Source organism: Bradyrhizobium sp. HKCCYLRH2060, from assembly GCF_051168135.1.
Classification (GTDB): Bacteria; Pseudomonadota; Alphaproteobacteria; order Rhizobiales; family Xanthobacteraceae; genus Bradyrhizobium.
The window spans coordinates 1-25,690 of the sequence record NZ_JBNPUK010000012.1; the positions used below are offsets into that span (position 1 = coordinate 1).

At 65.4% G+C, this 25,690-nt stretch carries 22 protein-coding genes; 5 read left to right on the forward strand and 17 right to left on the reverse strand.

Annotation, left to right across the window (positions count from 1 at the left end; translation table 11 throughout):
• Window positions 1-145: 145 nt before the first annotated feature.
• The 15 genes from garD to dinB all read right to left on the reverse strand — a co-directional run bounded on the left by garD (window position 146) and on the right by dinB (window position 17,320).
• A complete protein-coding gene (gene garD, locus ACQR10_RS22290; protein WP_316217802.1) occupies window positions 146-1,684 on the reverse strand; it encodes a galactarate dehydratase in 1,539 nt (512 codons plus the stop codon).
• A 294-nt stretch (window positions 1,685-1,978) separates the two neighbouring features.
• On the reverse strand, window positions 1,979-3,427 hold the full coding sequence (locus ACQR10_RS22295) for an aldehyde dehydrogenase family protein (protein WP_315802006.1): 1,449 nt from the start codon (window positions 3,425-3,427) through the stop codon (window positions 1,979-1,981).
• Window positions 3,428-3,480: 53 nt separating this feature from the next.
• The gene (gene gudD / locus ACQR10_RS22300) at window positions 3,481-4,836 is read right to left on the reverse strand and encodes a glucarate dehydratase (RefSeq protein ID WP_434864187.1); all 1,356 of its coding nucleotides are present in this window, start codon (window positions 4,834-4,836) and stop codon (window positions 3,481-3,483) included.
• 153 nt (window positions 4,837-4,989) lie between these two features.
• The gene (gene kdgD / locus ACQR10_RS22305; protein WP_434864186.1) at window positions 4,990-5,934 is read right to left on the reverse strand and encodes a 5-dehydro-4-deoxyglucarate dehydratase; all 945 of its coding nucleotides are present in this window, start codon (window positions 5,932-5,934) and stop codon (window positions 4,990-4,992) included.
• A gap of 133 nt (window positions 5,935-6,067) precedes the next feature.
• Window positions 6,068-6,970: a LysR substrate-binding domain-containing protein gene (locus ACQR10_RS22310; protein ID WP_434864189.1), complete on the reverse strand. Its 903-nt coding sequence runs from the start codon at window positions 6,968-6,970 to the stop codon at window positions 6,068-6,070.
• 284 nt (window positions 6,971-7,254) lie between these two features.
• Window positions 7,255-7,893, reverse strand: coding sequence for a DsbA family protein (locus tag ACQR10_RS22315; protein WP_434864185.1), 639 nt, complete (start codon window positions 7,891-7,893; stop codon window positions 7,255-7,257).
• Entirely contained in the window at window positions 7,890-10,004 is a 2,115-nt protein-coding gene (locus tag ACQR10_RS22320) for a protein-disulfide reductase DsbD family protein (protein ID WP_434864184.1), read from the reverse strand. Before ACQR10_RS22320 ends, ACQR10_RS22315 begins: the two co-directional genes overlap by 4 nt.
• Window positions 10,005-10,182: 178 nt before the next feature.
• The gene (locus tag ACQR10_RS22325) at window positions 10,183-10,554 is read right to left on the reverse strand and encodes a hypothetical protein (RefSeq protein WP_316217796.1); all 372 of its coding nucleotides are present in this window, start codon (window positions 10,552-10,554) and stop codon (window positions 10,183-10,185) included.
• Between the two features lie 121 nt (window positions 10,555-10,675).
• Window positions 10,676-11,578, reverse strand: a complete 903-nt coding sequence (locus tag ACQR10_RS22330; protein WP_434864183.1) for an MBL fold metallo-hydrolase — start codon at window positions 11,576-11,578, stop codon at window positions 10,676-10,678.
• A gap of 69 nt (window positions 11,579-11,647) precedes the next feature.
• Complete coding sequence (locus ACQR10_RS22335; RefSeq protein ID WP_315802014.1) at window positions 11,648-11,851, reverse strand: YgaP family membrane protein; 204 nt, start codon at window positions 11,849-11,851, stop codon at window positions 11,648-11,650.
• 89 nt (window positions 11,852-11,940) lie between these two features.
• Window positions 11,941-12,609, reverse strand: a complete 669-nt coding sequence (locus tag ACQR10_RS22340) for a Crp/Fnr family transcriptional regulator (RefSeq protein WP_434864188.1) — start codon at window positions 12,607-12,609, stop codon at window positions 11,941-11,943.
• Window positions 12,610-12,873: 264 nt separating this feature from the next.
• On the reverse strand, window positions 12,874-13,788 hold the full coding sequence (locus tag ACQR10_RS22345; protein ID WP_434864182.1) for a DUF1259 domain-containing protein: 915 nt from the start codon (window positions 13,786-13,788) through the stop codon (window positions 12,874-12,876).
• Between the two features lie 51 nt (window positions 13,789-13,839).
• On the reverse strand, window positions 13,840-15,231 hold the full coding sequence (gene chrA / locus ACQR10_RS22350) for a chromate efflux transporter (protein ID WP_434864181.1): 1,392 nt from the start codon (window positions 15,229-15,231) through the stop codon (window positions 13,840-13,842).
• Entirely contained in the window at window positions 15,228-16,049 is an 822-nt protein-coding gene (locus tag ACQR10_RS22355) for a chromate resistance protein ChrB domain-containing protein (RefSeq protein ID WP_434864180.1), read from the reverse strand. Before ACQR10_RS22355 ends, chrA begins: the two co-directional genes overlap by 4 nt.
• A gap of 164 nt (window positions 16,050-16,213) precedes the next feature.
• On the reverse strand, window positions 16,214-17,320 hold the full coding sequence (dinB, locus tag ACQR10_RS22360; RefSeq protein WP_434864179.1) for a DNA polymerase IV: 1,107 nt from the start codon (window positions 17,318-17,320) through the stop codon (window positions 16,214-16,216).
• 234 nt (window positions 17,321-17,554) lie between these two features.
• Between dinB and ACQR10_RS22365 the strand changes: the two genes are divergently transcribed.
• On the forward strand, window positions 17,555-18,460 hold the full coding sequence (locus ACQR10_RS22365; RefSeq protein ID WP_434912072.1) for a ribonuclease Z: 906 nt from the start codon (window positions 17,555-17,557) through the stop codon (window positions 18,458-18,460).
• 21 nt (window positions 18,461-18,481) lie between these two features.
• Here the strand turns inward: ACQR10_RS22365 and ACQR10_RS22370 are convergent, their stop codons facing one another.
• Both ACQR10_RS22370 and ACQR10_RS22375 read right to left on the reverse strand, forming a co-directional pair.
• The gene (locus tag ACQR10_RS22370) at window positions 18,482-20,527 is read right to left on the reverse strand and encodes an acetoacetate--CoA ligase (RefSeq protein ID WP_434864177.1); all 2,046 of its coding nucleotides are present in this window, start codon (window positions 20,525-20,527) and stop codon (window positions 18,482-18,484) included.
• A gap of 58 nt (window positions 20,528-20,585) precedes the next feature.
• Complete coding sequence (locus ACQR10_RS22375; RefSeq protein ID WP_315802019.1) at window positions 20,586-21,278, reverse strand: TetR/AcrR family transcriptional regulator; 693 nt, start codon at window positions 21,276-21,278, stop codon at window positions 20,586-20,588.
• Between the two features lie 283 nt (window positions 21,279-21,561).
• Between ACQR10_RS22375 and ACQR10_RS22380 the strand changes: the two genes are divergently transcribed.
• From ACQR10_RS22380 to ACQR10_RS22395, 4 genes are all read left to right on the forward strand, one after another.
• The gene (locus tag ACQR10_RS22380; protein WP_316217790.1) at window positions 21,562-22,782 is read left to right on the forward strand and encodes an ABC transporter substrate-binding protein; all 1,221 of its coding nucleotides are present in this window, start codon (window positions 21,562-21,564) and stop codon (window positions 22,780-22,782) included.
• A gap of 119 nt (window positions 22,783-22,901) precedes the next feature.
• Window positions 22,902-24,173, forward strand: a complete 1,272-nt coding sequence (locus ACQR10_RS22385) for a serine hydrolase domain-containing protein (protein ID WP_315802021.1) — start codon at window positions 22,902-22,904, stop codon at window positions 24,171-24,173.
• The gene (locus ACQR10_RS22390; RefSeq protein ID WP_315802022.1) at window positions 24,170-24,391 is read left to right on the forward strand and encodes a hypothetical protein; all 222 of its coding nucleotides are present in this window, start codon (window positions 24,170-24,172) and stop codon (window positions 24,389-24,391) included. Before ACQR10_RS22385 ends, ACQR10_RS22390 begins: the two co-directional genes overlap by 4 nt.
• 28 nt (window positions 24,392-24,419) lie before the next feature.
• Window positions 24,420-25,652: a branched-chain amino acid ABC transporter substrate-binding protein gene (locus ACQR10_RS22395; protein WP_315802023.1), complete on the forward strand. Its 1,233-nt coding sequence runs from the start codon at window positions 24,420-24,422 to the stop codon at window positions 25,650-25,652.
• Window positions 25,653-25,690 lie beyond the last annotated feature (38 nt).

Below are 25,690 nucleotides of genomic sequence, written 5' to 3' on the forward strand. Positions count from 1 at the left end.
GCGATCGATTTGCGTGACCCCAAAAGTGTCAACCATGTCCCCGAACAGGTGTAAGCTATGTCTCCGGGCTAAACACTCTGCTCGCAATGACGGGGACAGGTCTGAGCGAAATCATCGCCATATCAGGATGAGCGATGTTGCTCCCTCAGGTCACCGGAGCCGGATTGAACAGCGTCAGATCGTTGTGGATGCCCCAGCGGTCCGACCATGGCTTGGTGCGGCCGGAGGCGACGTCGAGGATCAGCTTGAACAGCTCCCAGCCGGTCTCCTCGATGGTCATCTCGCCGGTGGCGATGCGGCCGGCATCGAAGTCGATGAGGTCTTTCCAGCGCCGCGCGAGCTCGCTGCGGGTCGCGACCTTGATGACTGGGGCGGCGGCAAGGCCGTAAGGCGTGCCGCGGCCGGTGGTGAAGACCTGGAGGGTCATGCCGGAGGCGAGCTGCAAGGTGCCGCAGATGAAGTCGCTCGCCGGCGTCGCCGCGAACAGCATGCCCTTCTGCTTGGCCTTCTCGCCCGGAGCCAGCACGCCATGGATGGGGCCGGAGCCGGACTTCACGATCGAGCCGAGCGACTTCTCGACGATGTTGGCGAGCCCGCCCTTCTTGTTGCCGGGCGTCGTGTTGGCGCTGCGATCGGCGCCGCCGCGCGCCAGATACGCGTCGTACCAGTCCATCTCGCGGATCAGCGCGCGGCCGACCTCCTCGTTGATGGCGCGGCGGGTGAGCAGCTGGATGGCATCGCGGACTTCCGTGACTTCCGAGAACATCACGGTCGCGCCGGCGCGCACCAGCAGGTCCGCGGCGAAGCCGACGGCGGGATTGGCGGTCACGCCGGAGAACGCGTCGCTGCCGCCGCATTGCAGGCCGATCACCAGATCGGACGCCGGGCAGGTCTCGCGCTTGCGCTTGTTGAGCTCGGCGAGGCGACGGTCGGCCTGGATCATGATGGCGTCCACGATGGCGCCGAAGCCGTCGAAGGCTTCGTCCTGCATGCGCACGATCGAGTCTTCCGTGCCTTCCGGCAGCAGCCGCTCCGGCGCGAGCTTCTCGCAGCCGAGGCCGACGACCAGGATCTCGCCGCCAAAATTCGGGTTCAGTGCGAGGTTCTGCAGGGTTCGGATCGGCACCACGGCATCTGGCGCCGTGATCGCGACGCCGCAGCCATAGGCGTGGGTGAGCGCGACGACGTCATCGACATTGGGGTACTTCGGCAGCAGCTCGCTCTTGATGCGCTTGATCGCGAATTCGAGCGTACCCTTGACGCATTGGACCGAGGTCGAGATGCCGAGCACGTTGCGGGTGCCGACCGAGCCGTCGGCGTTGCGATAGCCTTCGAAGGTGTAGCCGTCGAGCGGCGGCAGCGGCGCCGGGACGGCGGTCGAAATCTCCAGCTTGTCGAGGGCAGGAGCCTCCGGCATATCGATGCGGGCCTCGTCGACCCATTCGCCGGCTCCGATCGGCGACTTCGCAGTGCCGATGATCTCGCCGTAGCGGACGATCGGCCCACCCTCGGCGATGTCGATCAGTGCGGTCTTGTGGCCCTGCGGGACGAAGCTCCTCAGCGTCAGGCCGTCGGGAAATCTGGTGCCGGCAGGCAGGCCGAAATCGTTCACCACGATCGCGACATTGTCGCGCGCGTTGAGCTTGATGATGCGGGGCTCCTGGTTCACGACCTGCTGGTTCATGCTGGCTCCGTTGTGCTCCGTAAGGTGGGCAAAGCGAAGCGTGCCCACCGTCTTTCGTCTTGGTCGACTGTCGGTGGGCACGGCGCTGTCGCGCCTTTGCCCACCCTACAGCTCTCTCTTCACCTCTCCCGCAGGGAGAGGTCGGATTGCATCGGAGAAGCAATCCGGGTGAGGGGGGCTCGCCGCGGAGACTGTCCGTGCGGCTGCCCCTCACCCCAGCCCTCTCCCCGTAAGAACGGGGAGAGGGAGCAGACCGCCTCTGCCGCGATCTCATTCGCTCGCAATGATGAGGGCTCACACCGGGAAGGTGTAGGCCGTCTTCACCGTGGTGTAGAACTCGCGGGCGTAGGAGCCCTGCTCGCGGGCGCCGTAGCTCGAGCCTTTGCGGCCGCCGAACGGGACGTGGTAGTCGACGCCGGCGGTCGGCAGGTTGACCATCACCATGCCGGCCTCGCTGTTGCGCTTGAAGTGCGAGGCGTATTTCAGGCTGGTGGTGCAGACGCCCGCCGCGAGGCCGAACTCGGTGTCGTTGGCGATCGCCAGCGCCTCGTCGTAGTTCTTGGCGCGGATGACGCAGGCGACCGGTCCGAAGATCTCCTCGCGGGCGATGCGCATGGTGTTGGTGGCTTCGGTGAACAGCGCCGGCTGCATATAGAAGCCGGGGGTCTCGCGGTTCAGAAGCTCGCCGCCCCAGGTCAGCTTGGCGCCTTCGTCCTGGCCGATCTTGAGATAGCGCTGGTCCTGCTCGAGCTGATTGCCGTCGACCACCGGGCCGATATGGGTGCCCTGCTTGACGGCGTCGTCGACGACGAGGCCCTTCAGACGTTCCGTCAGCGCTTCAACGAACTTGTCGTGAATGCCCTCGGTGACGATCAGGCGCGAGGAGGCCGTGCAGCGCTGGCCGGTGGAGAAATAGGCGCCGTTGGCGGCGGCTTCGACCGCGACCTTGACGTCGGCATCGTCGAGCACGACCAGCGGGTTCTTGCCGCCCATCTCGAGCTGAAATTTCTTCATCGGGGTTGACAGCACGCAGGCCTGCGCGATCTTGCGGCCCGTGCCGACCGAGCCCGTGAACGAGATCGCGGCAACGTCCGGGTGCTCGAGCAGGGTCTGGCCGACCACCGAGCCGGAGCCGACGACGAGGTTGAACACGCCGGCGGGAAGGCCGGAGCGGGCGATGATCTCGGACAGCGCATGCGCGGAGCCGGGCACCAGCTCGGCCGGCTTGAACACCACCGTGTTGCCGTAGCAGAGCGCGGGCGCGATCTTCCAGGCGGGGATCGCGATCGGGAAATTCCAGGGCGTGATCATGCCGACGACGCCGACGGCCTCGCGGGTGATCTCGACGTCGAGACCCGGACGGATCGAGGCGCCCTTCTCGCCGGTCAGGCGCAGCGCCTCGCCGGCAAAGAACGCAAAGATCTGGCCGGCGCGGGCGACCTCGCCGATGCCCTCCGGCAGGGTCTTGCCTTCCTCGCGGGCGAGCAGGCGGCCGAGCTCTTCCTTGCGCGACAGGATCTCCGCCGAGATCTTGTTCAGCGCGTCGTAGCGTTCCTGCGGGGTCGAGCGCGACCAGGCGGGGAAGGCGGCCTTGGCGGCGGCGACCGCCTTTTCGGTCTGCGCCTTGTCGGCCTTGGCGTATTCGCCGACGACGTCGTTGGTGTTCGAGGGGTTGATGTTGCGGGTCACCCCGCTGCCGTCGACCCATTCGCCGGCGATGAAATTCTTGAGGATCGCGTTCATGTTGTTCTCCAGACTTTGCGCGATTGCTCGGACAATCTAACCGATCGCCGCCGTCATCGCACGAGACAGGGGCGCTTGTCGTCGAAGGTCCAGCCGGGGATCAGATACTGCATTGCGACGGCGTCGTCGCGTGCGCCGAGCCCGTGGCTCTTGTACAGCGCATGAGCCTTTTCGATGGCGTCGCGGTCAACCTCGATGCCGAGCCCGGGTTGCTCGGGCACCGCGATCTTGCCGGCCTTGATCTGCAGCGGCTGCCTGGTCAGCGCCTGGCCGTCCTGCCAGATCCAGTGGGTGTCGATCGCTGTGACCTTGCCCGGTGCGGCGGCCGCGACATGGGTGAACATCGCCAGCGAAATGTCGAAATGGTTGTTGGAGTGTGAACCCCAGGTCAGGCCATTGTCGCGGCAGGTCTGGGCGACGCGCACCGAGCCCTGCATGGTCCAGAAATGGGGATCGGCCAGGGGAATGTCGACCGCGCCGAGGCGCAGCGCATGACTGAGCTGCCGCCAGTCCGTGGCGATCATGTTGGTGGCGGTCGGCAGGCCGGTGGCGCGGCGGAATTCGGCCATGATCTCGCGGCCGGAGAAGCCGGCCTCGGCGCCGCAGGGATCCTCGGCATAGGCAAGGATGCCATGCATGTCCTTGCAGAGGCGGATCGCCTCATCCAGCGACCACGCGCCGTTGGGATCGAGCGTGACGCGCGCCTGCGGGAAGCGTTTCGCGATCGCGGTCACCGCCTCGATCTCGGCTTCGCCCGCGAGCACACCGCCCTTCAGCTTGAAGTCAGCGAAGCCATAAGCCTCATGCGTCGCTTCGGCGAGCCGCACCACGGCCTCGGGTGTCATCGCCTCCTGATGTCGCAGCGTATACCAGCCATCCTTCTCGCCCTCGCCGGTGGCGTAGGGCAGGTCGGTCTTGCGGCGGTCGCCGATGAAGAACAGATAGCCGAGCGCTTCGACCGATGCGCGCTGCTGGCCTTCGCCGAGCAGCGCCGCCACCGGCAGGCCGAGATGCTGACCCAAGAGATCGAGCAGCGCCGATTCCACTGCGGTCACGGCGTGGATCATCACGCGCAAATCAAAAGTCTGCTTGCCGCGGCCCCCGGCGTCGCGGTCGGCGAAGGCGGTGCGCATCGTCGCGAGGATCGTGTTGCAGGCGCCGATGCTCTGGCCAACGATCAGGCTCTTCGCATCTTCCAAGGTCTGCCGGATCTTCTCGCCGCCCGGCACCTCGCCGACGCCGGTGTGGCCGGCATTGTCGGTCAGGATGACGATGTTGCGGGTGAAGAACGGCCCATGCGCGCCTGAGAGATTGAGCAGCATGCTGTCACGGCCTGCGACCGGAATGACCTCCATGCCGGTGACGACCGGCGCCCCGGAGATGTCCGCGCGGGTGGCGTCGTGACTCATGTGCTCCTCCTCGTCTTCTTACCTCCGTCATTCCGGGGCAGCCCGTCAGGGCTGAACCCGGAATCCAGAGATTGGCTTGCGCCGCTTCTTTTCCATCAACTTCGAGATTCCGGGTTCAAGGCCTTGCGGCCTTGCCCCGGAATGACTGCGAAATCACTCCGCCGCCTGCTGCGCCGTCACGGCGCCCGGCAGCGCCTTCACCAGCGCGGTCAGCTCGGCCATCTCGGCCTCGGTGAGGTCGGTCAGCGGCAGGCGGACCGGGCCGGAGTCGCGGCCGATCACCTTCATGCCGGCCTTGATGATCGAGACCGCGTAGCCCTTCTTGCGGTTGCGTATCGCGATCAGCGGCAAAATGAAATCCTTCAATCCGGCATGGATCGTGGCGTGGTCGCGCTTGCGCACTGCGGCATAGAAGTTCGTGGCGAATTCCGGCACGAAGTTGAACACCGCCGAGGAGTAGGTGGTCACGCCCATGTCGAGATAGGGCAGAGCGAAGGTCTCGGCCGTCGGCAGGCCGCCGATATAGGTCAGGCGGTCGCCCATCTTGCTGTACACCCGGGTCATCAGCTCGATGTCGCCGATGCCGTCCTTGTAGCCGACCAGGTTCGGGCAGCGCTCGCACAGCCGCGCCAGCGTATCCGGCTGCAGGATGGCGTTGTCGCGGTTATAGACGATGACGCCGATCTTGACCGACTTGCAGATCGCCTCGACATGGGCGGCGAGGCCGTCCTGCTCGGCATGCATCAGATAGGGCGGCAGCAGCAGGAGGCCGTCGGCGCCGGCCTTCTCGGCACCGATGGCGATCTCGCGGGCGATCGCGGTGCCATAGCCGGTGCCGGCGAGCACGGGCACGCGGCCCTTGGTCTCCTCGACCGCGACCCGCACGACTTCAGGCACCTCGGCCGCCGTCAGCGAGAAGAACTCGCCGGTGCCGCCGGCGGCGAACAGGCCGGCGACGTCGTAGCCGCACAGCCAGTCCATGTTGGCGCGATAGGTGGCCTCGTCGAACGAATAGTCGGCCTTGAACGGCGTCACGGGGAAGGAGAGCAGGCCGCTGCCGATCTTCGCAGCCATTTCCGTCGGGGTCATCTTGCTCATCGCGCGGGTCCTTCACGAATGTCCTTGGGAACGGGCGCGGCAGGCGCCGGCGCGCATTCCCCGGGCGATGTCGTAGGACCAAGTTCGATGCCGGTCCAAGCCAATGACGGTATTGATTGATGTGGATCGGGTATCAATCCTCGACCGGCTTGACGGCGAGATTGCCGGCCAGATCGACCAGTGCCGGCAGCAGCGGATTGTCGAGATCGCGCCGCCAGACCAGGAACAGCTCGGCCGGCGTCGGATTGCGCAGCTTCAGCGGCCGCAGCCGGACATCGGCGATCTTCAGGCTGGAGGCCGCTTCGGGCACGATCGCAAGCCCGAGGCCGGCGCGCACCATCGCCAGGATGGAATGGATCTGGCTCAGATGCTGCACGTAGCGCGGCAGCACCTCGGCGCGCATGAACTGCGACACCAGGAGATCGTGGAAATAGCGCGCCTCGGTCTGCGAATACATGATGAAGTTCTGGCCGTCGAAATCACGGATCGACACGCTCTCGGCGGAGGCGAGACGATGGCGGCGCGGCAGCGCGGCGCAGAGCGGCTCGGCGACGACGCGGCGGGTGGCGAATTCGGGGCGCGCGATCGGCGGCCGCAGCAGGCCGGCGTCGATCTGGCCGGAGGCGAGCGCCTCGATCTGGTCGCCGGAGACCATCTCCTTCAGCGACAGATCGGCTTCTGGAAGCTCGCTGCGGCAGGCGGCGACCAGATCGGGCAGGAAGCTGTAGGCCGCGGCCGCGGTGAAGCCGATCTTGAGCGAGCCGCTCTTGCCGCTGGCAATGCGCTGCGCCACCTGGGCGGCGCTCTCGGCCATCTTCAGGATGCGCCGTGCCTCCGGCAGGAAGCTGCGGCCCGCCGGCGTCAGCTTCACCGAGCGGCTGGTGCGCTCGAGCAGCACCGCATCGATGATGTGCTCCAGCACCTGGATCTGCCGCGACAGCGGCGGCTGCGTCATGTTGAGCCGGATCGCGGCGCGGCCGAAATGCAGCTCCTCGGCCACGGTGACGAAGCAGCGCAGCTGGTTGAGGTCGAACATCGATGCATCCTCGGCATGGATCGGGCAGGCGATCTGGGCTTGGTAGCATCGATTTGGGGCAGTGGGAATGTCGGCGGGATCGGCGGCCGCGGCGACCGCCTCACTGATACCGAGATCGGCCTGACCGCGGTGGCCGACCGCATCAGGACCTCGCTCCATCGCGGAAAGCATCAGGGAGCCTCGCTGTCCCAGACGTCTGGAACGAGATCACCCTAACCCTTGCACCCTCCACTGAGCCGCACCTTGGGGGCGCGGCGTGTCCGTGGCGAGCGCCAGGGGCCCGCTCACTTGGCGGATGCAGCCGCGCGGGCATCCGCAATGGCCTGCTTGAAAGCCTGGGCATTGGGGACGCCGGGGATACGGAAATGGCCGATGATGAAGGCCGGCGTGCCGCGGAAGCCGAGGCCCGTGGCCTGCTCGTGATTGCGCGCGAGCACGGCGTCGATGTCGGCGTGCTTGGCCGCGAGGTCGGCCTTGGCGCGGGCCAGATCGATTCCGGCGCCGCTGAGCGCCGCATCGACCTTGGCTTCCGACAGCTTCTCGCGCAGCGAGATCAGCGCCTCGTGCGCCTCGGCGAACTTGTCCTGATATCTCGCCGCCAGGGTGAGGCGGGCCGCGTAGATCGAGGCGCCGCCGAAGATCGGCCAATCCTTGAAGACGAGCCGGACGTGACCGTCGTCGCGAACCACCTTGGCGAGCTCCGGGCTGATCTTGCGGCAATACGGGCACTGATAGTCGAAATACTCGACGATCGTGATGTCGCCCTCGGCGTTTCCGACAGCGGGGATGGCGGGATCGTGCAGGATGCGCGCTTCGCTCAGAATGTCGGTGTCGTCGTCCTCGGCGCGGGCCTGGATCGGCAGGATCGCCGTGGCGAGCAGCAGCAGCGTCGCGATCGATGCGGCGAAGGTCTTCGTGGTCATGTCTTGTCGTTCTCCTGATGAGGGGTGGTTGAGGCGGTGTCGATCGCGTCGAGCACGATCTGTGGAGTCAGTAGTTCGGGCAGCACGATGCCGGCGGGAGCGCCCGGGCCGAACACGGCGTTGAACGGCAGGCCGTAGCGGCCGAAGGATCGCAGATAGGTCGCGATCGCATCGCTGGGGGAGGTCCAGTCGCCCCTGACGGCAACGACACCCGACGCAAGGCGACCGCGCACGGCCGTGCTGTCGAGCACGAGCTTCTCGTTCACCTTGCAGGTGACGCACCAGCTGGCGCCGACATCGACGAAGACCGTGCGACCGGCGCGCACCTGTGCCGCGATCTCGGCGGGCACCAGCGGCTGCCAGGCGATTCCGGCCGGTCGGCTTCCGCCATCCGGCTGCTTAATGGAGGTGGCGGCGATCAGCGTTAGTCCGATCATGCCGGCGAGGCCGGCTCCAGCGATCGTTCGCCGCAACGGGAAACGGAGCGCCGCCATGATCAGCGTGGGGACCAGCAGCGCAGCGGCGAGGACGGCCGCAGTCGCCGCGCCACTGATGTCGGCGAGCACCGTCAGCAGCCATAGCGCGGTCGCCGCCATCGCGGCCGCTGCGACGGCGCGCAGCTTCAGCATCCAGCGGCCGGGCCGCGGGAAGAGTGCGGCAAGGCTTGGCGCTGCAGCCAGACACAGATAGGGCGCGGCCATGCCGAGCCCGAGCGTGGTGAACACCAGCAGGATCTGCGGCGCGGCCTGCGACAGCGCAAAGGCAACGGCGGTGCCGACGAACGGCGCCGAGCACGGCGTGGCCAGCAGCGTCATGACGAAGCCGTTGATGGCATGACCTGCCATCGTCCTGTGGCTCGCGGCGTTGCCAAGGCGGCCGGCGATCCACCACGGCAGGCCGATCTCGAACAGGCCGAGCAGGTTGGCACCGAATGCGGCGAGCACGATGATCATCGCGATGAGGAAAGCTGGCTGCTGAAACTGCAGGCCCCAGCCGACTTCGGCGCCCGCGGCCTTGAGCGCGGAGAGGACGGTGGCAAGGGTCACGAATGAGGCGACGATGCCGGCCGCCGTCGCCAGGAATGCCCGGCGCGGCGAGGGCGCGCGTGCGGGATCGTGATCGACCAGCGAAACGAGCTTCAACGATAACACCGGAAACACGCATGGCATGAAGTTGAGGATGAAGCCGCCGAGCAGGGCCACGCCGAGCATGGCCCAGATCGATGCCGCCGAAGGACGCGGTGCCGCTGTGGCTGCTTTGGCCGCAGAAGCGCGAGCAGCTTGATCGGCATCCACCGGAAGCATGGCTTCGATCGATCGATCGCCATCGACCAGGGTGACCCGCAGACGTTGCACCGGACCGGCCTGATCGAGGCCTTGCACCGGTACGGTGATCCGGACGCCGCCGTCCGACATCGGGCTCACCTGGGGACGGCCGCCGGACACGGCGTCGTTCCCATCAAGGAAGACGTCGGGCGCGTGCAGTGGCGGCGTCGCATGCGCCTCGAGCTGCAGGTGCGGCTTTGGTTGCCGATCGATGCGCAACGCCGTGATGGAAAGCCCGGGCGCGCTCGCGCGCGGGACGCTCTGCCGCCATTCGTCGATCAGCGCCTGATCGTTCGGCCGGCGCGACACGGCGGGGATGTCGGCCTCGAGATGGGCCTCCTGCTGGGTGCAGATGACCGAGCAGACGAACAGCACGGTTTTCAGCGTGAGATGCGCGGGCGCCGCGCCATCCTCGAGCCGCACGCGCAACGGAAACAGCACGTGCTCGGCATAGCCGAACGTGTCGATATCCTGCTCGCTGAAGCGGCTCGGTGCCGGCCATTCGACGGTGACATCGGCGACGTTGCGCGAGCCGGTCCAGTCGAATTCGGGCGGCGCGCCGGCGTCGCCGGGCGAGCGCCAATAGGTGTGCCAGCCTGCATCCAGCCTGACATCCAGTCCGGCCCATGCCGCGGCCGGGCCGCTGTCTGCTCGCGTGACGTCGCCGACCAGCAGGCGCGTGTCGACGTTCGCCTGCGGTCGCAATTCGCCCGCGACAGCGGTCGTCGCCGCAAGATGGAGCAGGCCGAGCAGCCATGCGAGCCGGCCAAGATGACGGATGGACATGATGATCTCCCGCGCGCTGATCGTGCGTTGCGGTGGCAGTTGCGCTGCGCGACCCGGCGCAAGGCGCGCCTGGCAATGGGCACCTTAAGCCGACCTGCACGACGCACGATCGATGGTGGATATTCGTCCGCTCAAGTCACGACGTTACGCGGCCCGCGAGCCGATGACGACGGAAGGATCAGGCGTGGCGACAGGGGGGACGGTAGGGCGAGGACGCGTCGCATTGCGTCGTCAGCGCCTCGTCATAGGGGCGCCAGGACAGCGTCCGGGACGCGGCAACCGGCTGTGCCGCCCCACTGTCGCTCGCGGGGACGGCAGTCAGACCCGCCGCGGCAAACGGACACGTGTTGATCATGCCCGGGATGACGGCCTTCCTGCATGGCTTGGGCGCGCTGGTGGTCGTTCGGGACCATTGGTGCACACCGGCGCCGGCGTCGGCCGTTGCTACCTCGAAGGTTCCGAGCAGAGGCGCCAGACTCAAAACGAGCGCAATCAGCGCCGCCATCAGGCGGCGTGTCATCGCGGGCATCTCGAGCTCAGCACGTCTCATCGTGGATCATCTTCTCCAGTCTGGACTGGTCGCGCAGACCGACCGCTGTTGGCAACTGACATCTTCGTGACGCCGCGAACTTGCGGACAAACCCGCATCGGGTGAGCAAAGCGAGTGGTTCTCAAAGTACGTTGATCGGTACCTTCAGGAATGTCTTTCCCGTCGCGTCCGCCGGAGGCAGATGTCCGGCGCGGATATTGACCTGCAGCGATGGAATGATCAGGCGCGGCATGCCGAGCGTCTTGTCGCGGGCCTCGCGGAGCGCGACGAACTCGTTCTCGGTCATCCCGTCTCGGGCGTGGATGTTGCGGAGCCGCTCCTCGCCGACGGTCGTTTCCCAGCGCACCGCGCGGTCGTCGGGGGCATAGTCGTGACATATGAACAGCCGGGTCTCGCGCGGCAGCGTCTCAAGGATCTTCCGGATCGAGCGGTACAGCGTGCGCGCATTGCCGCCTGGAAAGTCGGCCCGCGCCGTTCCCCCGTCCGGCATGAACAAGGTGTCGCCGACGAAAGCGGCATCGCCCATCACATGTGTGGCACAGGCCGGCGTATGGCCGGGCGTGTGCATCACGAAGGCCGTCATCTGCCCCACCTGATAGGTGTCGCCATCCTTGAACAGCCGGTCGAACTGGCTGCCGTCGCGACGAAACTCCGTGCCCTCGTTGAAGACCTTGCCGAAGGTCTCCTGCACGGTCAGGATATGCTCGCCGATGCCGATCTTGCCGCCGAGCTTGTCCTGGATGTAGGGCGCAGCAGAGAGATGGTCGGCATGCGCATGCGTTTCGATCAGCCACTCCGGCCTGAGGCCGTTGATCTTCACGTAGTCGATCAGCATGTCGGCGGAGCGGGTGCTGATGCGGCCGGCCGCGTAGTCGATGTCGAGGACGGGATCGACGATCGCGCAGGACGGCGATGACGGATCCTTCACCACGTAGCTGATCGTGCTGGTGTCAGGATCGAAAAATCCGGCCACCTTCGGCTGCATGCGGAGATCGATTGGATAGGAATCGATTCGATAGGACATGGCTGCTGCTCCACGATTTGGCTCCGGAGCGGCATCGCCGCCCACGGCGCGTTTGTCGTCCTGCGCGGTCTAAGACATCGAATTGGATTTCGTTCCGCATGTATTGATGCCGAGCATCGCGTAGGGCGGGCACCAGCCGATCAGTGCGGTGCCGAGCGGGATCAGGCCCAGAAGGCCCCACAGGGTGTGCGGTCCTACGACCGTCAGACTGAGGATCGCCAGTCCGACGATGATCCTGAGCAGCCGGTCGATCTTGCCAATGTTCTGTGTCATGTCGCGCTCCCCTTTGGCTTGCGATGATGCAGACGATAGAGCGGGACACAGCGCGGGTATGTAACTAAGTCACCAAGAGACGCCGGTTCCTAGCCATGCTGGGCCAGGTGGACAAGCGCCGGTCTGTCAGTGATCTCGACGATTCCGCGAGCCATTCGCAACCAGCCGCGCCGCGCGAATTCATTGAGCTGCCGGCTGATGACCTCGCGTGCGCTGCCGAGCTCGTTGGCGAGCTCCTGATGCGTTGCAGCGATCTGCTGCTTTGTCCCCGCGAGATCCAGAAGCTTCTGCGCGAGCCGCACATCGATCCGCTCGAACGCGACTTCCTCGATGATGCGGAAGAGATTGGTGACGCGGCGGCTGAACGCGGTGAAGACGAACTGTCGGAATTCGCGCGAGTTGGCGATCAGCCGGTCGAACAGCGCGCGCGGGATCGCCACGGCACGGATCCGGGTCTCCGCGATCCCCTCGGCCTGGTATTCCTCGTAACCCATCAGGCAGGCCGTGGTCAGCGCGCAGCTTTCGCCTGCCTGGACGCGGTAGAGCACGATCTCGCGGCCGGACTCGGACGTCTGCTGCACGCGGATGGTCCCGTCCAGCAGCAGCAGAAAGGAATCCGGCGCCTGACCGGGGCCGAAAATCCGGCTGCCTTCCGGAAGCTCGACGATAAGGCTGGCCTCGCGCAACTGCGCGAAGATCTCCTCCGGCAGTTGTCGCAACGGCGGGAAAGCGAGCGTCCAGTCCTGCTTCGACGGCATCACGACATCCGGCTGCGCCACATCGGCGTCGTCCAGACTTGCCATAGGATCGCGCGTGGGTCGAGGGACGGGATCTGCCCCCATCCCCAATCTTCGGTACCACCACCAGAGAGCTCGCATGGACTCCGGCAGCGCGTCGCCTTGCCACCGATCGGCGTCTCACGCATGCGCGGCCGTTGCAGGTGGGCCAGACCGGAAGGTTGCCGCATCTGCCGGCAGAGCAAGGCCCGCACACTCTCGGACCGCGCCTTTCCTCCTTTGCTCTTAGCTCTTGGTGCTTGCCGTCTTGTCGAGCGCCGCCCGCAAACCCTTGGCGAGCTTGATCGCATCATCATTCGCCCAGAAGTGCATGAAGAAGATGCGGGGGTGTTCGTCCAGCATGTGACTATGCAGCGCCGTGACCTCGATGCCGTGGGCACGGAGCGTCCGGATCACGGGGTTCACCTCCTCCCCGCTCAGTACGAAGTCGCCGGTGACGGCGGCCTTGCCTGCGCCGGTCGGCTGGAAGTTGATGCCCGTCGCGACGCCCATCGACGCGACGGGAGACAAGGATAGTCCGCCCTCGACAATGGGATCGCGTCGCGGCACGCTGAACTGATAGACCCCGCCATTGGCCTGTCCTTTGACCGTCAGGATCTGATCGAGCTGGGCCGTGTCGAGATCGATGGCCGGTGGCGGCGTGGTCGGCGATGCCGCAACCGTCAACGGTGTCTTGCTGTCGGCGAGGGCGTCGCGGATGGCGGACGCGAGTTTGACCGGATCTCCATGACCGACGACATGCATGTAGGACGTTGCTGGGCTCGCGCGGAGCAGATGGTTGTGCACGGCGCTGATTTCGAGCCCGCCGGCGATCATCTTCGCCATCACCGGATTGACCTCTGATTCCAGCAGGACGAGATCGCCCATGATCATGGTGCCGCCATGCGCCGGCTTGAACGCGACCCAGCCGCCGAGCGCGAGCGCCGGCCTGATGGTTACGCCGTCCAGGGTCACCGAGAGATCGGTGCGCGGGAAGCCGTACCGGCGGACGTCTCCCGTCACGGACGGCTTCCGGCCCAATGTCTCGTCGACCTTCTGCCAATCGATGTCCTGTGCTCGCGCCGTCGAGACGATCGGTCCGGCGCCGTGTGCGAGGAGGCAGGCGCCGAGGCCCAACAGACTCCAGATCGTGCTTCTCATCGTTCGCTCCTTTTGGTCTGGCACTGCCCCATATTCCGTCGCAGCGTGCTCTCAGATGACGCCTGCAAAGCGCATCAGCATGCCCGCGATGCACGAGGCGGCGAGCACGACGAGCATTCCCGCGTTGAAGCGGAAAATGGCCGTGGCGGCCGCAATCGACAAGACGACGGCCGGCAGGTCGATGCTCATCGGCCGGGGCGCGTCGAATGACAGTCCAAATCCATGGATCGGAAAGGTCTCGCGGAAGAGGGTGTGCAGCGCGAACCAGATCGAGAGATTGAGGATCACGCCGACGACGGCGGCCGTGATCGCCGAGAGCGCGCCGGCGAGCGCCTTGTTTCCCCGCAGCGCCTCGATGTAGGGGGCGCCGACGAAGATCCAGAGAAAGCAGGGCGCGAACGTCACCCACGTCGCCAGCAGTCCGCCCAGTGTGCCGGCGAGCATGGGAGACAGCCCGCTCGCCCCGCGGAACGCGGCCATGAAGCCCACGAACTGGACGACCATGATCAGGGGACCGGGAGTCGTCTCCGCCATGCCGAGGCCGTCGAGCATCTCGCGCGGAGCAACCCAGTGATAGTACTCCGCGGCCTGTTGCGCGACGTAGGCGAGCACGGCGTAGGCGCCGCCGAACGTCACCATCGCCATCTTGCTGAAGAAGATCGCGATCTGACCGAAGACGTCGTTCGGCCCGAGCAGGGTCAGCAGGGCGAAGACGGGGACGAGCCAGATCGCGAGCCAGACGGCCGCCACCCGCAGCGCGCGCGACGCGTTCGGACGGACGTGATCCGGCACGGCTTCGCCGAGCATGCTGTCGATCGCGCCGGCGTTCTTGCCGCCGTGCTCGAGGGCTGCGAACTCCGGCCGGCCGAGGCGGGCAGCGACGAAGCCGATGACTCCGGCGGCAATGATGATGGTCGGAAACGGCGCCCCGAAGAAGAAGATCGCGACGAACGCCGCCGCCGCCAGTCCGATCATGATCCGATTGCGTAGCGCGCGCTTGCCGACGCGGACCACGGCCTGGATCACGATCGCCAGCACCGCCGCCTTGAGGCCGAAGAACAAGGCGTCGACGACGCCGACATGGCCATAGGCTGCATAGATGTAGCTGAGGCCCATGATGGCGAAAATGCCCGGCAGGATGAAGAGCGTGCCCGCAACGATGCCGCCGGTGGTCCGATGCAGCAGCCAGCCAATATAGGTCGCAAGCTGCTGCGCCTCGGGTCCCGGCAGCAGCATGCAGTAGTTCAGCGCATGCAGGAAGCGGCTCTCCGAAATCCAGTTCTTCTCCTCGACGAGGATGCGATGCATGACCGCGATCTGGCCGGCGGGGCCGCCGAAACTCAGACAGGCCACCCGGATCCACACCAGAAGCGCGTCATTGAAGGAGATGCCATGGGTGTGCTCGGCCGCAACCGGTTTTCGCGATGCTGCGATGTCCGTCATGACTTCACCTTGCTGTTCGGCCAGTTGTGCGCCTCCTTGGTGGCGTCGCGGCACCAGCGGTAGAAGGCGTCGTAGAGCAGAAGCCCTGCGCTCAACTGCTCCAGATCGTCGTCGTACATTCGCGACAGCCCGAGTGAAGCCGCGAGCAGTCCGGGAGCCTCGGGAGACAGATCGAGCCGCGCCGTATCCGCGGCGCGCACGATCGTGGCGAGTCGCTCCAATGCCGGCGTCCGCAGGCCAAACTCTTCGACCATGATGTCGAAGGTGCAAAGTTCGCCGCGATGGCTCCAGAAGACGTTCTCGACGTCGAAGGCCGTGGCCTGGAAGCGCTCGGCGACCGCTTCCACCTCGGCCGGTGTCACGAACAGGAAGACCGCGGCGGGGTCGACGAAGCGGCGGATCAGCCATGGACAGGCGATGCGGTCGATCTTCGGACGTGATCGCGTGACCCAGACCGTGCGGCCGCGGCTGTCCCTCGCGGGAATCCTGTTCGCGGGCACAGTCGGGAGCTGCGCCTCCCTCCAGCTGACGTGTCCGCCGTCGAGGACCTCGGCCGCGATGTTGCTGCACCGGAGCCAGGCTGCGGTGCCTTCGCTGAGCTTCTTGCCTTTCTGGCAGACCACGACGACGGATTGGCCGGTGAAGCTCGGCGCCCATTGCTGGACATCGAGATGCGAACGCCTGACGGCGCCGGGGATGAGGCGCGGGTCGGCGGCGAAATCCTCGTCGATACGCACGTCGACGAGCGCCGGCGCGGCCGCCGTGCCGATCAGTCGAGACAATTTTTCGGGTGAGATGGACGTATATGATGATGACATGCTGCGCCCTTGGTGACCAGGACGCGATTCTTGGGCATGTCGCCTCGCGGGGAGATCGCACATCCCCGTGCGGCAGAATAAAGCGCTCGGTTGTTCGGCTGTCAACCCGTCCCGTTGCTGGAACGATCGGGGACCGTCGCGATCGCTATCGGGGCCGACCCGCCTCAGATCAGCAAGGGAAGCTGGGCGTCCACGCCGGTGTCGTGCTGCTGCAAGGATGACAGCGAAACGCCGAGGAGGCGCACCGGCTTGGCCAGGGGCATCTCGCTCTGCAGGAGAGCAATGGACAAGCGTGCCAGGTCCTCCCGGCTCGCGACCAGGTTGGCGACGGACCTGCTGCGCGTCATGATTTCGAAGTCCGCGAACTTGACCTTCAAGGTGACCGTCCGGCCTCGGTTGCCGCTGGCTTCGCAATGCTGCCAGACCTTGTCGATCAGCGGCTGCAGCTCCGCCAGCATCGGTTCGAAGTCGGTCAGGTCGGTCGAGAAGGTGTTTTCGGCGCCGACTGATTTGCGGATGCGATTGGCGCGGACCGGGCGATTGTCGATGCCGCGCGAGATCCAATAGTAGTGGTGGCCGGCCTTGCCGAAGTGCTGCTGGAGGAAGGGCAGGGTCTGATTGCGGATGTCGAGCCCGGTATGAATTCCGAGCGCGTTGAATTTCGCGGCGGTCGCCGGGCCGATGCCGTGAAACCTGCCGACCGGCAGCCCCTCCACGAAGGCCGGACCCATCTCCGGCGAGATGACGTATTGGCCATTGGGTTTGCGATGGTCCGAGGCCAGCTTGGCGAGGAACTTGTTGTAGGAGATTCCCGCGGAGGCATTGAGTCCGGTCTCGGCCTTGATCTTGGCCCGGATCTGCAAGGCGATGTCGCGTGCCAGCGGAATGCCTTGCAGATTTTCGGTGACGTCCAGATAGGCCTCGTCCAGCGACAAAGGCTCGACGACCGGCGTGTACTGGGCGAAGATGGCGCGGATCTGCTGGCTGATGGCCTTGTAGACCTCGAAGCGAGGCTTGACGAATATCAGGTCCGGACACTGGCGTTTTGCCGTCACCGACGGCATTGCCGAGCGCACGCCGTACGCCCGAGCCTCGTAGCTTGCGGCTGCCACGACACCGCGCTCGCGCGAGCCTCCGACGGCCACGGGCTTGCCGCGCAGCTCGGGATTGTCCCGCTGCTCGACCGACGCGTAGAATGCATCCATGTCGATGTGGATGATCTTGCGAATGGCCGGCGGTGCGGCATCCTGTTCCGGACCGGAGCTTGGCATGGCCAAGCTCTATCAGAGCGCGGCGATGAAGTCTGCACAGCCGAGTGCGGGCTGCCGACGACGTCCCTTACAACGACGTTGCGATGTCTGTCGCCCTCGGCCTTTCATCGGCGACGACGGAAACACGCTCATGAGAAAAGGGATCGCCGACCGTGATTGAGACGAAGCAGCGCAGCCGGGACCTGTCGTCAAAGCCGCTCACGACGCTGCGACCATGGGCCTGAAGCGGCTGTGATGTTCGAGCTCACTTTCCTGGGGACCTCGGCGAGCGTTCCGTCGGCGGACCGCAACCATCCAGCCCTTCTCGTTCGAGCAGGCCGGCATCGTATTCTCGTCGATTGCGGCGAGGGGACCCAGCGTCAGCTGCTCCGCAGTGGGGCAGGCTTTCGCCGGCTCGATCGGATCCTGCTCACCCACGGCCATTTCGACCATGTCCTCGGCATTCCCGGACTGTTTTCCACCCTGCGGCTGCGCAGGAGCGCTGACACTATGCGCATACACGGCGGCCCCGACACGCTCGATGTGGTGGTCCGAATGCTCGCGGGGCTGTGGGGCGAGGGCCGCGCGCCGATCCCGCTCGAGCTCGTTCCGCTCGGGCGCGGGACGGTTCTCGATGCCGGCGAGTTTACGATCAACTGCTTTCCCGTCCGGCACCGCGACACCGACAGCTTCGGCTTCGAATTTGCAGGTCAAGTTCGCCGCCATCTGCTGCCAGACCATCTGGCGGCGCTCGCGGTCCCTGATGGGCCCGTGCGGAAGGCATTGGCGGAGGGCCGGCCGGTCACGCTGGAGGACGGACGAACCATCGATCCGGAGGATGTTCTGGGGCCTCCGCAGGGACCGAAAAAGCTCGTCATCGTCGGCGATGCTGGAACGACCGAGGGTCTGCACGAGCATGTTCGCGACGCGGACATGCTCGTGATCGAGGCCACTTTTCTCCGGCGGGATTCGGCCATGGCTCGTGACTACGGCCACCTGACGGCCGCGGAGGCTGCCGGGCTCGCGGCGTCGAGCAACGTCGGGCTGCTTGTCCTGAACCACATCTCCGGCCGTTATCCCGACGAGGAGATCCTCGTCGAGGCGCGGGAGATTTTTACCAACAGCCGTGTTGCGATCGATTTCGATCGGCTGATGGTCTAGCTGTTCGCTCGGGCGCGTCTGCTATGTCGCGCCTGAGCCGCTCTGCAAACGGCTCCGGGCGAACGCGATGTACCAGTCGAGACAACCGGGATTGGCCATGGCGTCGCGGTTGATGACCTTGTCGAGCGGCTGCCCGAGCAGGAGCTTCTTGATCGGCAGCTCCTGCTTCTTGCCGGACAAGGTGCGCGGGATCTCGGCCACCGCAAAGATCTCGTCGGGCACAAAGCGCCGCGACAGGCCGGCTTCGACCGCCATGTTGATCTTCCGCTTCATCGCCGCATCGAGCGCGACACCGTCGCGCAGCACCACGAACAGCGGCATGTAGCTGTCGCGGCCGAGATATTCGAGATCGACGACCAGCGAATCCAGGATCTCCGGCAGCGCCTCGATGGCCGAGTACAATTCGCTCGTCCCCATGCGCAGCCCGTGGCGATTGATGGTCGCGTCGCTGCGGCCATAGATGATGCAGGAGCCATCCGGATTGACCTTGAGCCAGTCGCCATGTCGCCAGACCGGCCCGCCCGCGCGCGCCTCGAAGGCGCCGAAGTAGCTCGCGAGATAGCGCGCATTCCCCGAATCGTTCCAGAACCGCAGCGGCATCGACGGCATCGGCGCGGTGCAGACGAGCTCTCCGACTTCGCCGATAACAGGCTCGCCCTGGTCATTGAAGGCCTCGACGGCCGCGCCGAGTGCGCGGCATTGCATGGTTCCGGGCATCTGCGGCAATTCGCGGTTGCCGCAGATGAAGGCGCCGGCGAAGTCGGTGCCGCCGGAGATGTTCGACCACCACATTTGCGCCTGCGCCCGGCTGCCATTGACCCGCGACAGCTCCGCGAACCGCTGATCGAACCAGGCCTGCGTGTCGGCACTGAGCGGCGAGCCGGTGGACCCGAGACAACGCAGTCGGGACAGATCGCCCGCGTCGGCCAGGTTGATATCAGCCTTGACGCAGCTCGCGAAGAACGCCGCGCCGGCGCCGAAGAAGGTCGACTTCGAGTTCGCCACGAACCGCCACAGTGTGGTCCAGTCCGGATGATCCTTGGGCCCGGCCGGGCTGCCGTTGAAGATGCAGCACGTGGTGCCGTTGAGAAGCGCGCCGACCTGGTTGTTCCACATGATCCAGCCGGTCGAGCTGTACCAGTGATAGCGCTCGCCGAACGAATTCGGCTGATAGGAGCAGCCGATGTCGTTGTGCAGCCCAAGCAGCGCGAGCGTGACGATGATGATGCCGCCGTGACCATGCACGATCGGTTTCGGCAATCCGGTGGTGCCGCTCGAATACACGATCCAGAGCGGATGATCGAACGGAAGCCACTCCGGTTCGAAGGCATCGACGCCAGGGCCTGTTCGTGACAGGACATCCGAGAGATGGACGCCCCCGGCGACCGGCGCGCCGGCATCGTCGCTGTGCAGGACGACGTGACCGACCGTTGGCAACGACCGGCGCAGCTCCTCGACGACATCGCGGCGATCGTGCCGGCGGCCGGCATAGGTGACCGCATCGCAGGCGATCAGCACCTTGGGCTCGATCTGCTTGAACCGGTCGATCACGGCGGGCGCGGCCATGTCGGGCGCGCAAACGCTCCAGATTGCGCCGATGCTCGCGGCAGCGAGAAACGCGATCATGGCTTCGGGGATATTGGGCAGATAGGCGGCGACCCTGTCGCCGGGCGCCACGCCTTGCTCGCGCAGATGCAGCGCCAGGGCGGCAGCTTTCTTCCGAAGCTCCGGCCAGGTCGTCTCCGTGAGCCGGCCATCCTCGTGACTGCTGATGATCGCAGGCAGGCCCGCCGCATCGGCGGCTTCGACGTGCCGAAACACCTGCCGTGCGTAGTTGACCGAAGCGCCGGGAAACCAGACCGCTCCCGGCATCGTGCGCTCGCCCAGGACGGTCGAAAACGCTGTCGGCGACTGCAGGTCATAATAGTCCCAGATGCTGCGCCAGAATCCGTCGAGGTCGCGGATGGACCATTGCCGCATCTTCTCGAAGCTTTCGAAGTGGAGGCCGCGATGATCCTTCAGCCACTGGCGATAGAGGGCCATTTGCGGAATATAGGGAGCTGTCATCATTGGTTCCGGCTGGTTGTTTGCGTGCATCGACTGACGGGAGACCCCGCGGGGGCGCTCATTTCGACTTCTGCTTCCGCCGCTTGTAGAGCGCGTTGAAGCCGCCGGCCATGAAGGTCACGAACCGCTCGCGGACGGCCACGAAATCGTCGGACTTGCATAGACCGCCGGACAGGCGGTCGATGCGGCCGGTCCGTGACAGGATCAGCGAGTACGCGCCGGAGGTGAACTGGAAGCTCCAGAACAGATCCTCGGGCCTGGCGTCGGGCAGCGCCTTCTGCAGCAGACCGATGAGACGCAACACCAGCGGATCGAGATAGGTGTCCATCATCTCCACGCCATAGCCCGGCGCGTTCGCGACCTGCGCGAAGATGCGGCCGAAGTGCCGCCAGTTGTCCTCTTCGTTGACATAGACGTCGAACGCGCCGTCATAATAGGCACGCAGCGCGCCTTCCACGGTCGGGCGATCTCCGACCTTGGCCTCGTAGGCATCCAGCCCGGCCGTGCGCACCGTGACAGCGTATTCCATGCGGCGTTCGAACACGGCGTCGAACAGCGCTTTCTTGCCCTCGAAGTAGTAATGGATCAGCGCAGGATGGATGCCCATCCTGTCGGCCACATCCTTGATCGTCACGCCGAAATAGCCGAGCTGCGCGAACAGCTCCTCGCTGGTGTCGAGGATGAGCTTCACCGTCGTCGCGCGCTGTTCCGCGCGCGTGCGGCGCCCCTCGGGCTTCGGCTCTGCTGGCATGCTCTCCGTGGTCCCTGATCGGCGCGCACAGGAACGGCGCCGTTGTCATTTTGACGATGAGGGGGTGGGCGCGCCCGGTCAAGCGGGACTTCGGGCTTCCAACATTTTCATTTAGTGCTAAATGAATGAACTTGACCGGCGGCCGGCCGGACGGTAGGTCTCGGAGACCTGATGGATAGCGGTCGACGGTCGGGCGGCGGGCAGCGCGCTGCCAGTCTGGTCGCGCGCTGACATCATCAAGGACAATCGGCTGGCCATGGATCAGCCGCTCACGGGAGGACACATGATACGGATCGAGTCGACGGCGGCTGCCGTGCTGATGCTCGGCGTGGCCCTTTCAGCCCCGGCGTTCGCGCAGAAGACATACGACGTCGGCGCCACCGACACCGAGATCAAGATCGGCCAGACCAACCCGCTCAGCGGGCCGGCTTCTGCTTTCGGGTCCATCGGCAAGGCGGAAGCGGCCTATATCCGCATGATCAACGAGCAGGGCGGCGTCAACGGGCGCAAGATCAACCTCATCCAGTATGACGACGCCTACAGTCCGCCGAAGACGGTGGAGCAGGTGCGCAAGCTGGTCGAAAGCGACGAGGTGCTGACCACGTTCCAGATCATCGGCACGCCGCCGAACGCCGCGGTCCAGAAATATCTGAACGGCAAGGGCGTCCCGCAGCTTCTGGCGGGAAGTGGAGCGTCCCGTTTCACCGATCCGAAGAACTATCCGTGGACGATCTCCGCCAATCCGAACTACCAGTCGGAAGCGCACATCTACGCAAGATATATTCTGGAGAACCATCCGAACGCGAAGATCGGCATCCTGTATCAGAACGACGATCTCGGCAAAGATTACGTCAAGGGGCTGAAGGACGGGCTGGGCGCCAAGGCCGGCATGATCGTGAAGGAGCTGTCCTACGAGCTGTCCGATCCGACGATCGATTCGCAGCTGGTGACGCTCAAGGCGTCGGGTGCCGATCTGTTCTACAACATGTCGACGCCGAAATTCGCGGCGCAATCGATCAGGAAGGCCGCCGAGCTTGGCTGGAAGCCCGTCCACATCCTGGAGGTCAACGCGACGGCGGTCGGTCAGGTGCTCGTGCCCGCGGGGCTCGAGAATGCCAAGGACATCATCTCGGTCGCCTACGGCAAGGATCCGCTCGATCCGCAATGGGCCGATGACGAGGGCATGAAGCGCTACAAGGCGTTCATGGCGAAATACGCGCCCGGCGAGGACGCCAACAGCGGCTTCGCCACCTATGGCTACTCGACGGCCGCTCTCCTCGTCCACATCCTCAGGCAATGCGGTGACGAGCTGACGCGCGCCAACATCATGAAGCAGGCGACCAACATTAAGGGCTTCGTTCCCGATCTCGGGCTGCCTGGAATGTCGGTGACGACAACGCCCGACGATTACCGCATCAGCAAGCAATTCCAGATGATGAAATTCGACGGTCAGCGCTGGATCATCTCGGGTCCGATCCTGACCGACGACTTCAAGGCGGACTGATCCTCTCGTCGGCCATGGCCTGTCCGGGCGTCGCTTGCGCGCCAGGATGCCCAGCTGTCTCTCCGTCATCCGCGCCGGCCGGCGCCGAAAGCTGAACCCTGTCCGTCGGAGCGCCGCTCATGATCAGTGAAGCCGTCCGCCGCCGCCGGGGCTTCGATCCTGCGGCGCTTGCAGCGATCGGCCCGGCGCTCGCCGAATTCGTCGATCGCGGCGAGCTCGCAGGCATCGTGTCTCTCACCTCGCGCGGCGGCGAGATCGTTCATGCCGAGACGATCGGCTGGCGGGACGTCGAAACGAACAGCCCGATGCGCCCGGATACGTTGTTCCGGATCGCGTCGATGACCAAGCCGATCACCTCGGTGGCGGCGATGATGCTGGTCGAGGAAGGCAGGATCGCCTTGGCGGACCCCGTCTCCCAGTGGATTCCAGAGCTGGCCGATTTACGGGTCATGCGCGACGCCGTCGGCCCGCTCGACGAGACCGTGCCCGCCCAGCGCGCGATCACCATCGAGGATCTGCTCACGCACCGCTCGGGCATCGCCTACGCGTTCTTCTCGGAAGGCCCGCTCAAGGTCGCCTATGAGCGCGCGCTCGGCGATCCCGCGATGAACCGTTCGACGCCGGACGAATGGCTCGCGGCGCTCGGCGCGCTACCGCTGGCCTATCAGCCCGGTGACCGATTCCACTACGGCCACTCGACCGACGTGCTCGGCTTCCTGATCGGCCGGGTCGAAGGCAAGCCGTTCCGGCAGGTACTGCAGGAGCGCATCTTCGCGCCGCTCGGCATGGACGACAGCGATTTCTGGTTGCCGCTCGCCAAGCGAAATCGCCTGGCGAGCCTGTACGGATATGACGAGACGACGGGGCGGCTCGCGAAGGTCGAGCCGGTCATGTATGACGAGCCGCCGGCCTATACGCCGGGTGGCGGCGGGCTGATCTCGTCCGCGCCGGACTACCATCGGTTCGCGCGCATGCTGCTCGGAGGAGGCGAGCTGGGCGGCGTCAGGTTGCTGCGGCCTGCAACTGTGGATCTGATGCGAACCAATCGGCTGACCGATGGGCAGCGCCAGATACCCTTCGCCGGCATGCCGCTGTGGCAGACCTCCGGATTTGGGCTCGGACTGGCGATCGCCGAGGAGGCCGTCGGCAATCCCTATGCCTGTGGCGCACCGGGCTCGATGACCTGGCCCGGCATCTTCGGCACCTGGTGGCAGGCCGATCCGGTCAATGACCTGATCATGATCTATCTGATTCAGCATCACGTGCCGGTCTCGGCGGGGACGGGGGCCACGATTGCCACTGGGCGGGGCGCTGCCGGCCGCCGTGCTCTTCCCGTCTATCAGCGGGGAACCTACGCCGCGCTGTCCCACATTGTGGAACAAGCGACATGACCGGCAAGTGCCGTCATCTCCGAGAGATGGGAGAATATGTCCACGATGTGGACGCCACATTCCGCTCGATGAAACGTCCGATCGGCGGTGAGCTGCTCGCCGGCCCATTGCCGGAGCGGCAAACACGGCTTCATCTCATGCCGAGCTTGTCATCCGGCCGTTATTCTGCTCAGTGCTTCTTCAAATTGCGCGATCATGCGCATCGATCGATCGACTGAAGTCGACAGCCAGCGAGGAAACAAAACTATGCGCAAGTTAACTTTAGCCATTGCCCTGATCGTCCCGATGCTCGGTCATGCCGCGCAGGCCGAAGACACCGTCAAGATCGGCTATATCGATCCGCTGTCCGGCGGCGGCGCCAGCGTTGGCGAGGGCGGCCTGAAGACGTTCCAGTACCTGGCCGACGAGCTCAACGCCAAGGGCGGCATTCTCGGCCATAAGGTCGAGATCGTGCCGTTCGACAATAAGACCAATCCGCAAGAGAGCCTGGTCCAGGCCCAGAAGGCGATCGACGCCGGCGTCCGCTACATCACGCAAGGCAACGGATCGTCCGTCGGGCTCGCGCTGGAGGATTTCGTCAACAAGCACAACACGCGCAACCCCGGCAAGGAAGTGCTGTACTTCAACTATGCCGCCGTCGATCCGAGCATGACAAATGAGAAATGCAGCTACTGGCATTTCCGCTGGGACGCCAGCTCGGACATCAAGATGGAGGCGCTCACCAACTACATGAAGGACATCCCGTCCATCAAGAAGGTGTATCTGATCAATCAGGACTATTCGTTCGGCCAGTCGGTCCGCAGCGACGCGCGCAAGATGCTGGCGGCGAAGCGACCCGATGTCCAGATCGTCGGCGACGAGCTGCATCCGCTGCTGAAGATCACGGACTTCTCGCCCTACATTGCCAAGATCAAGGCGTCCGGCGCCGACAGCGTCATCACCGGCAACTGGGGCCAGGACATCGCGCTGCTGCTCAAGGCCGCCGCGGATGCCGGCCTGAAGGTCAACTGGTACACTTATTACGCGGGCGGCGCCGGCGGCCCGACCGCCATCAAGCAGACGGGCCTGGATCATCAGGTCTTTCAGCTGACCGAAGGCTTCGCCAATTCGGGCCATCAGGCTGCGATGGATTACGAGAAGGCGTTCCGCGCCAAGGTCAACATGTCGCTGTGGTATCCGCGGGCGGTCAACGAGATGCGCATGTTCAAGGCGGCGGCCGAGAAGGCCAACTCCATCGACCCGGTGAAGGTCGCGGCCGCGCTCGAGGACCTCAAGCTCGAGGTGCTGGATGGCGGCACCGGCTTCATGCGCAAGGATGATCACCAGTTCTTCCAGCCGATCTACGTCTCGTCCTTCGGCAAGCTCGCGGCGAACGAGCCGTTCGACGAGGAGAACACCGGCTGGGGATGGCACCTGGTCTCCAGGGTCGATACGCCCCAGGCCATGGTGTCGACGACGTGCAAGATGGCGCGGCCGTAATCGATCGGCGCTGGCTTCCCGCACGGCCTCACCGTGCG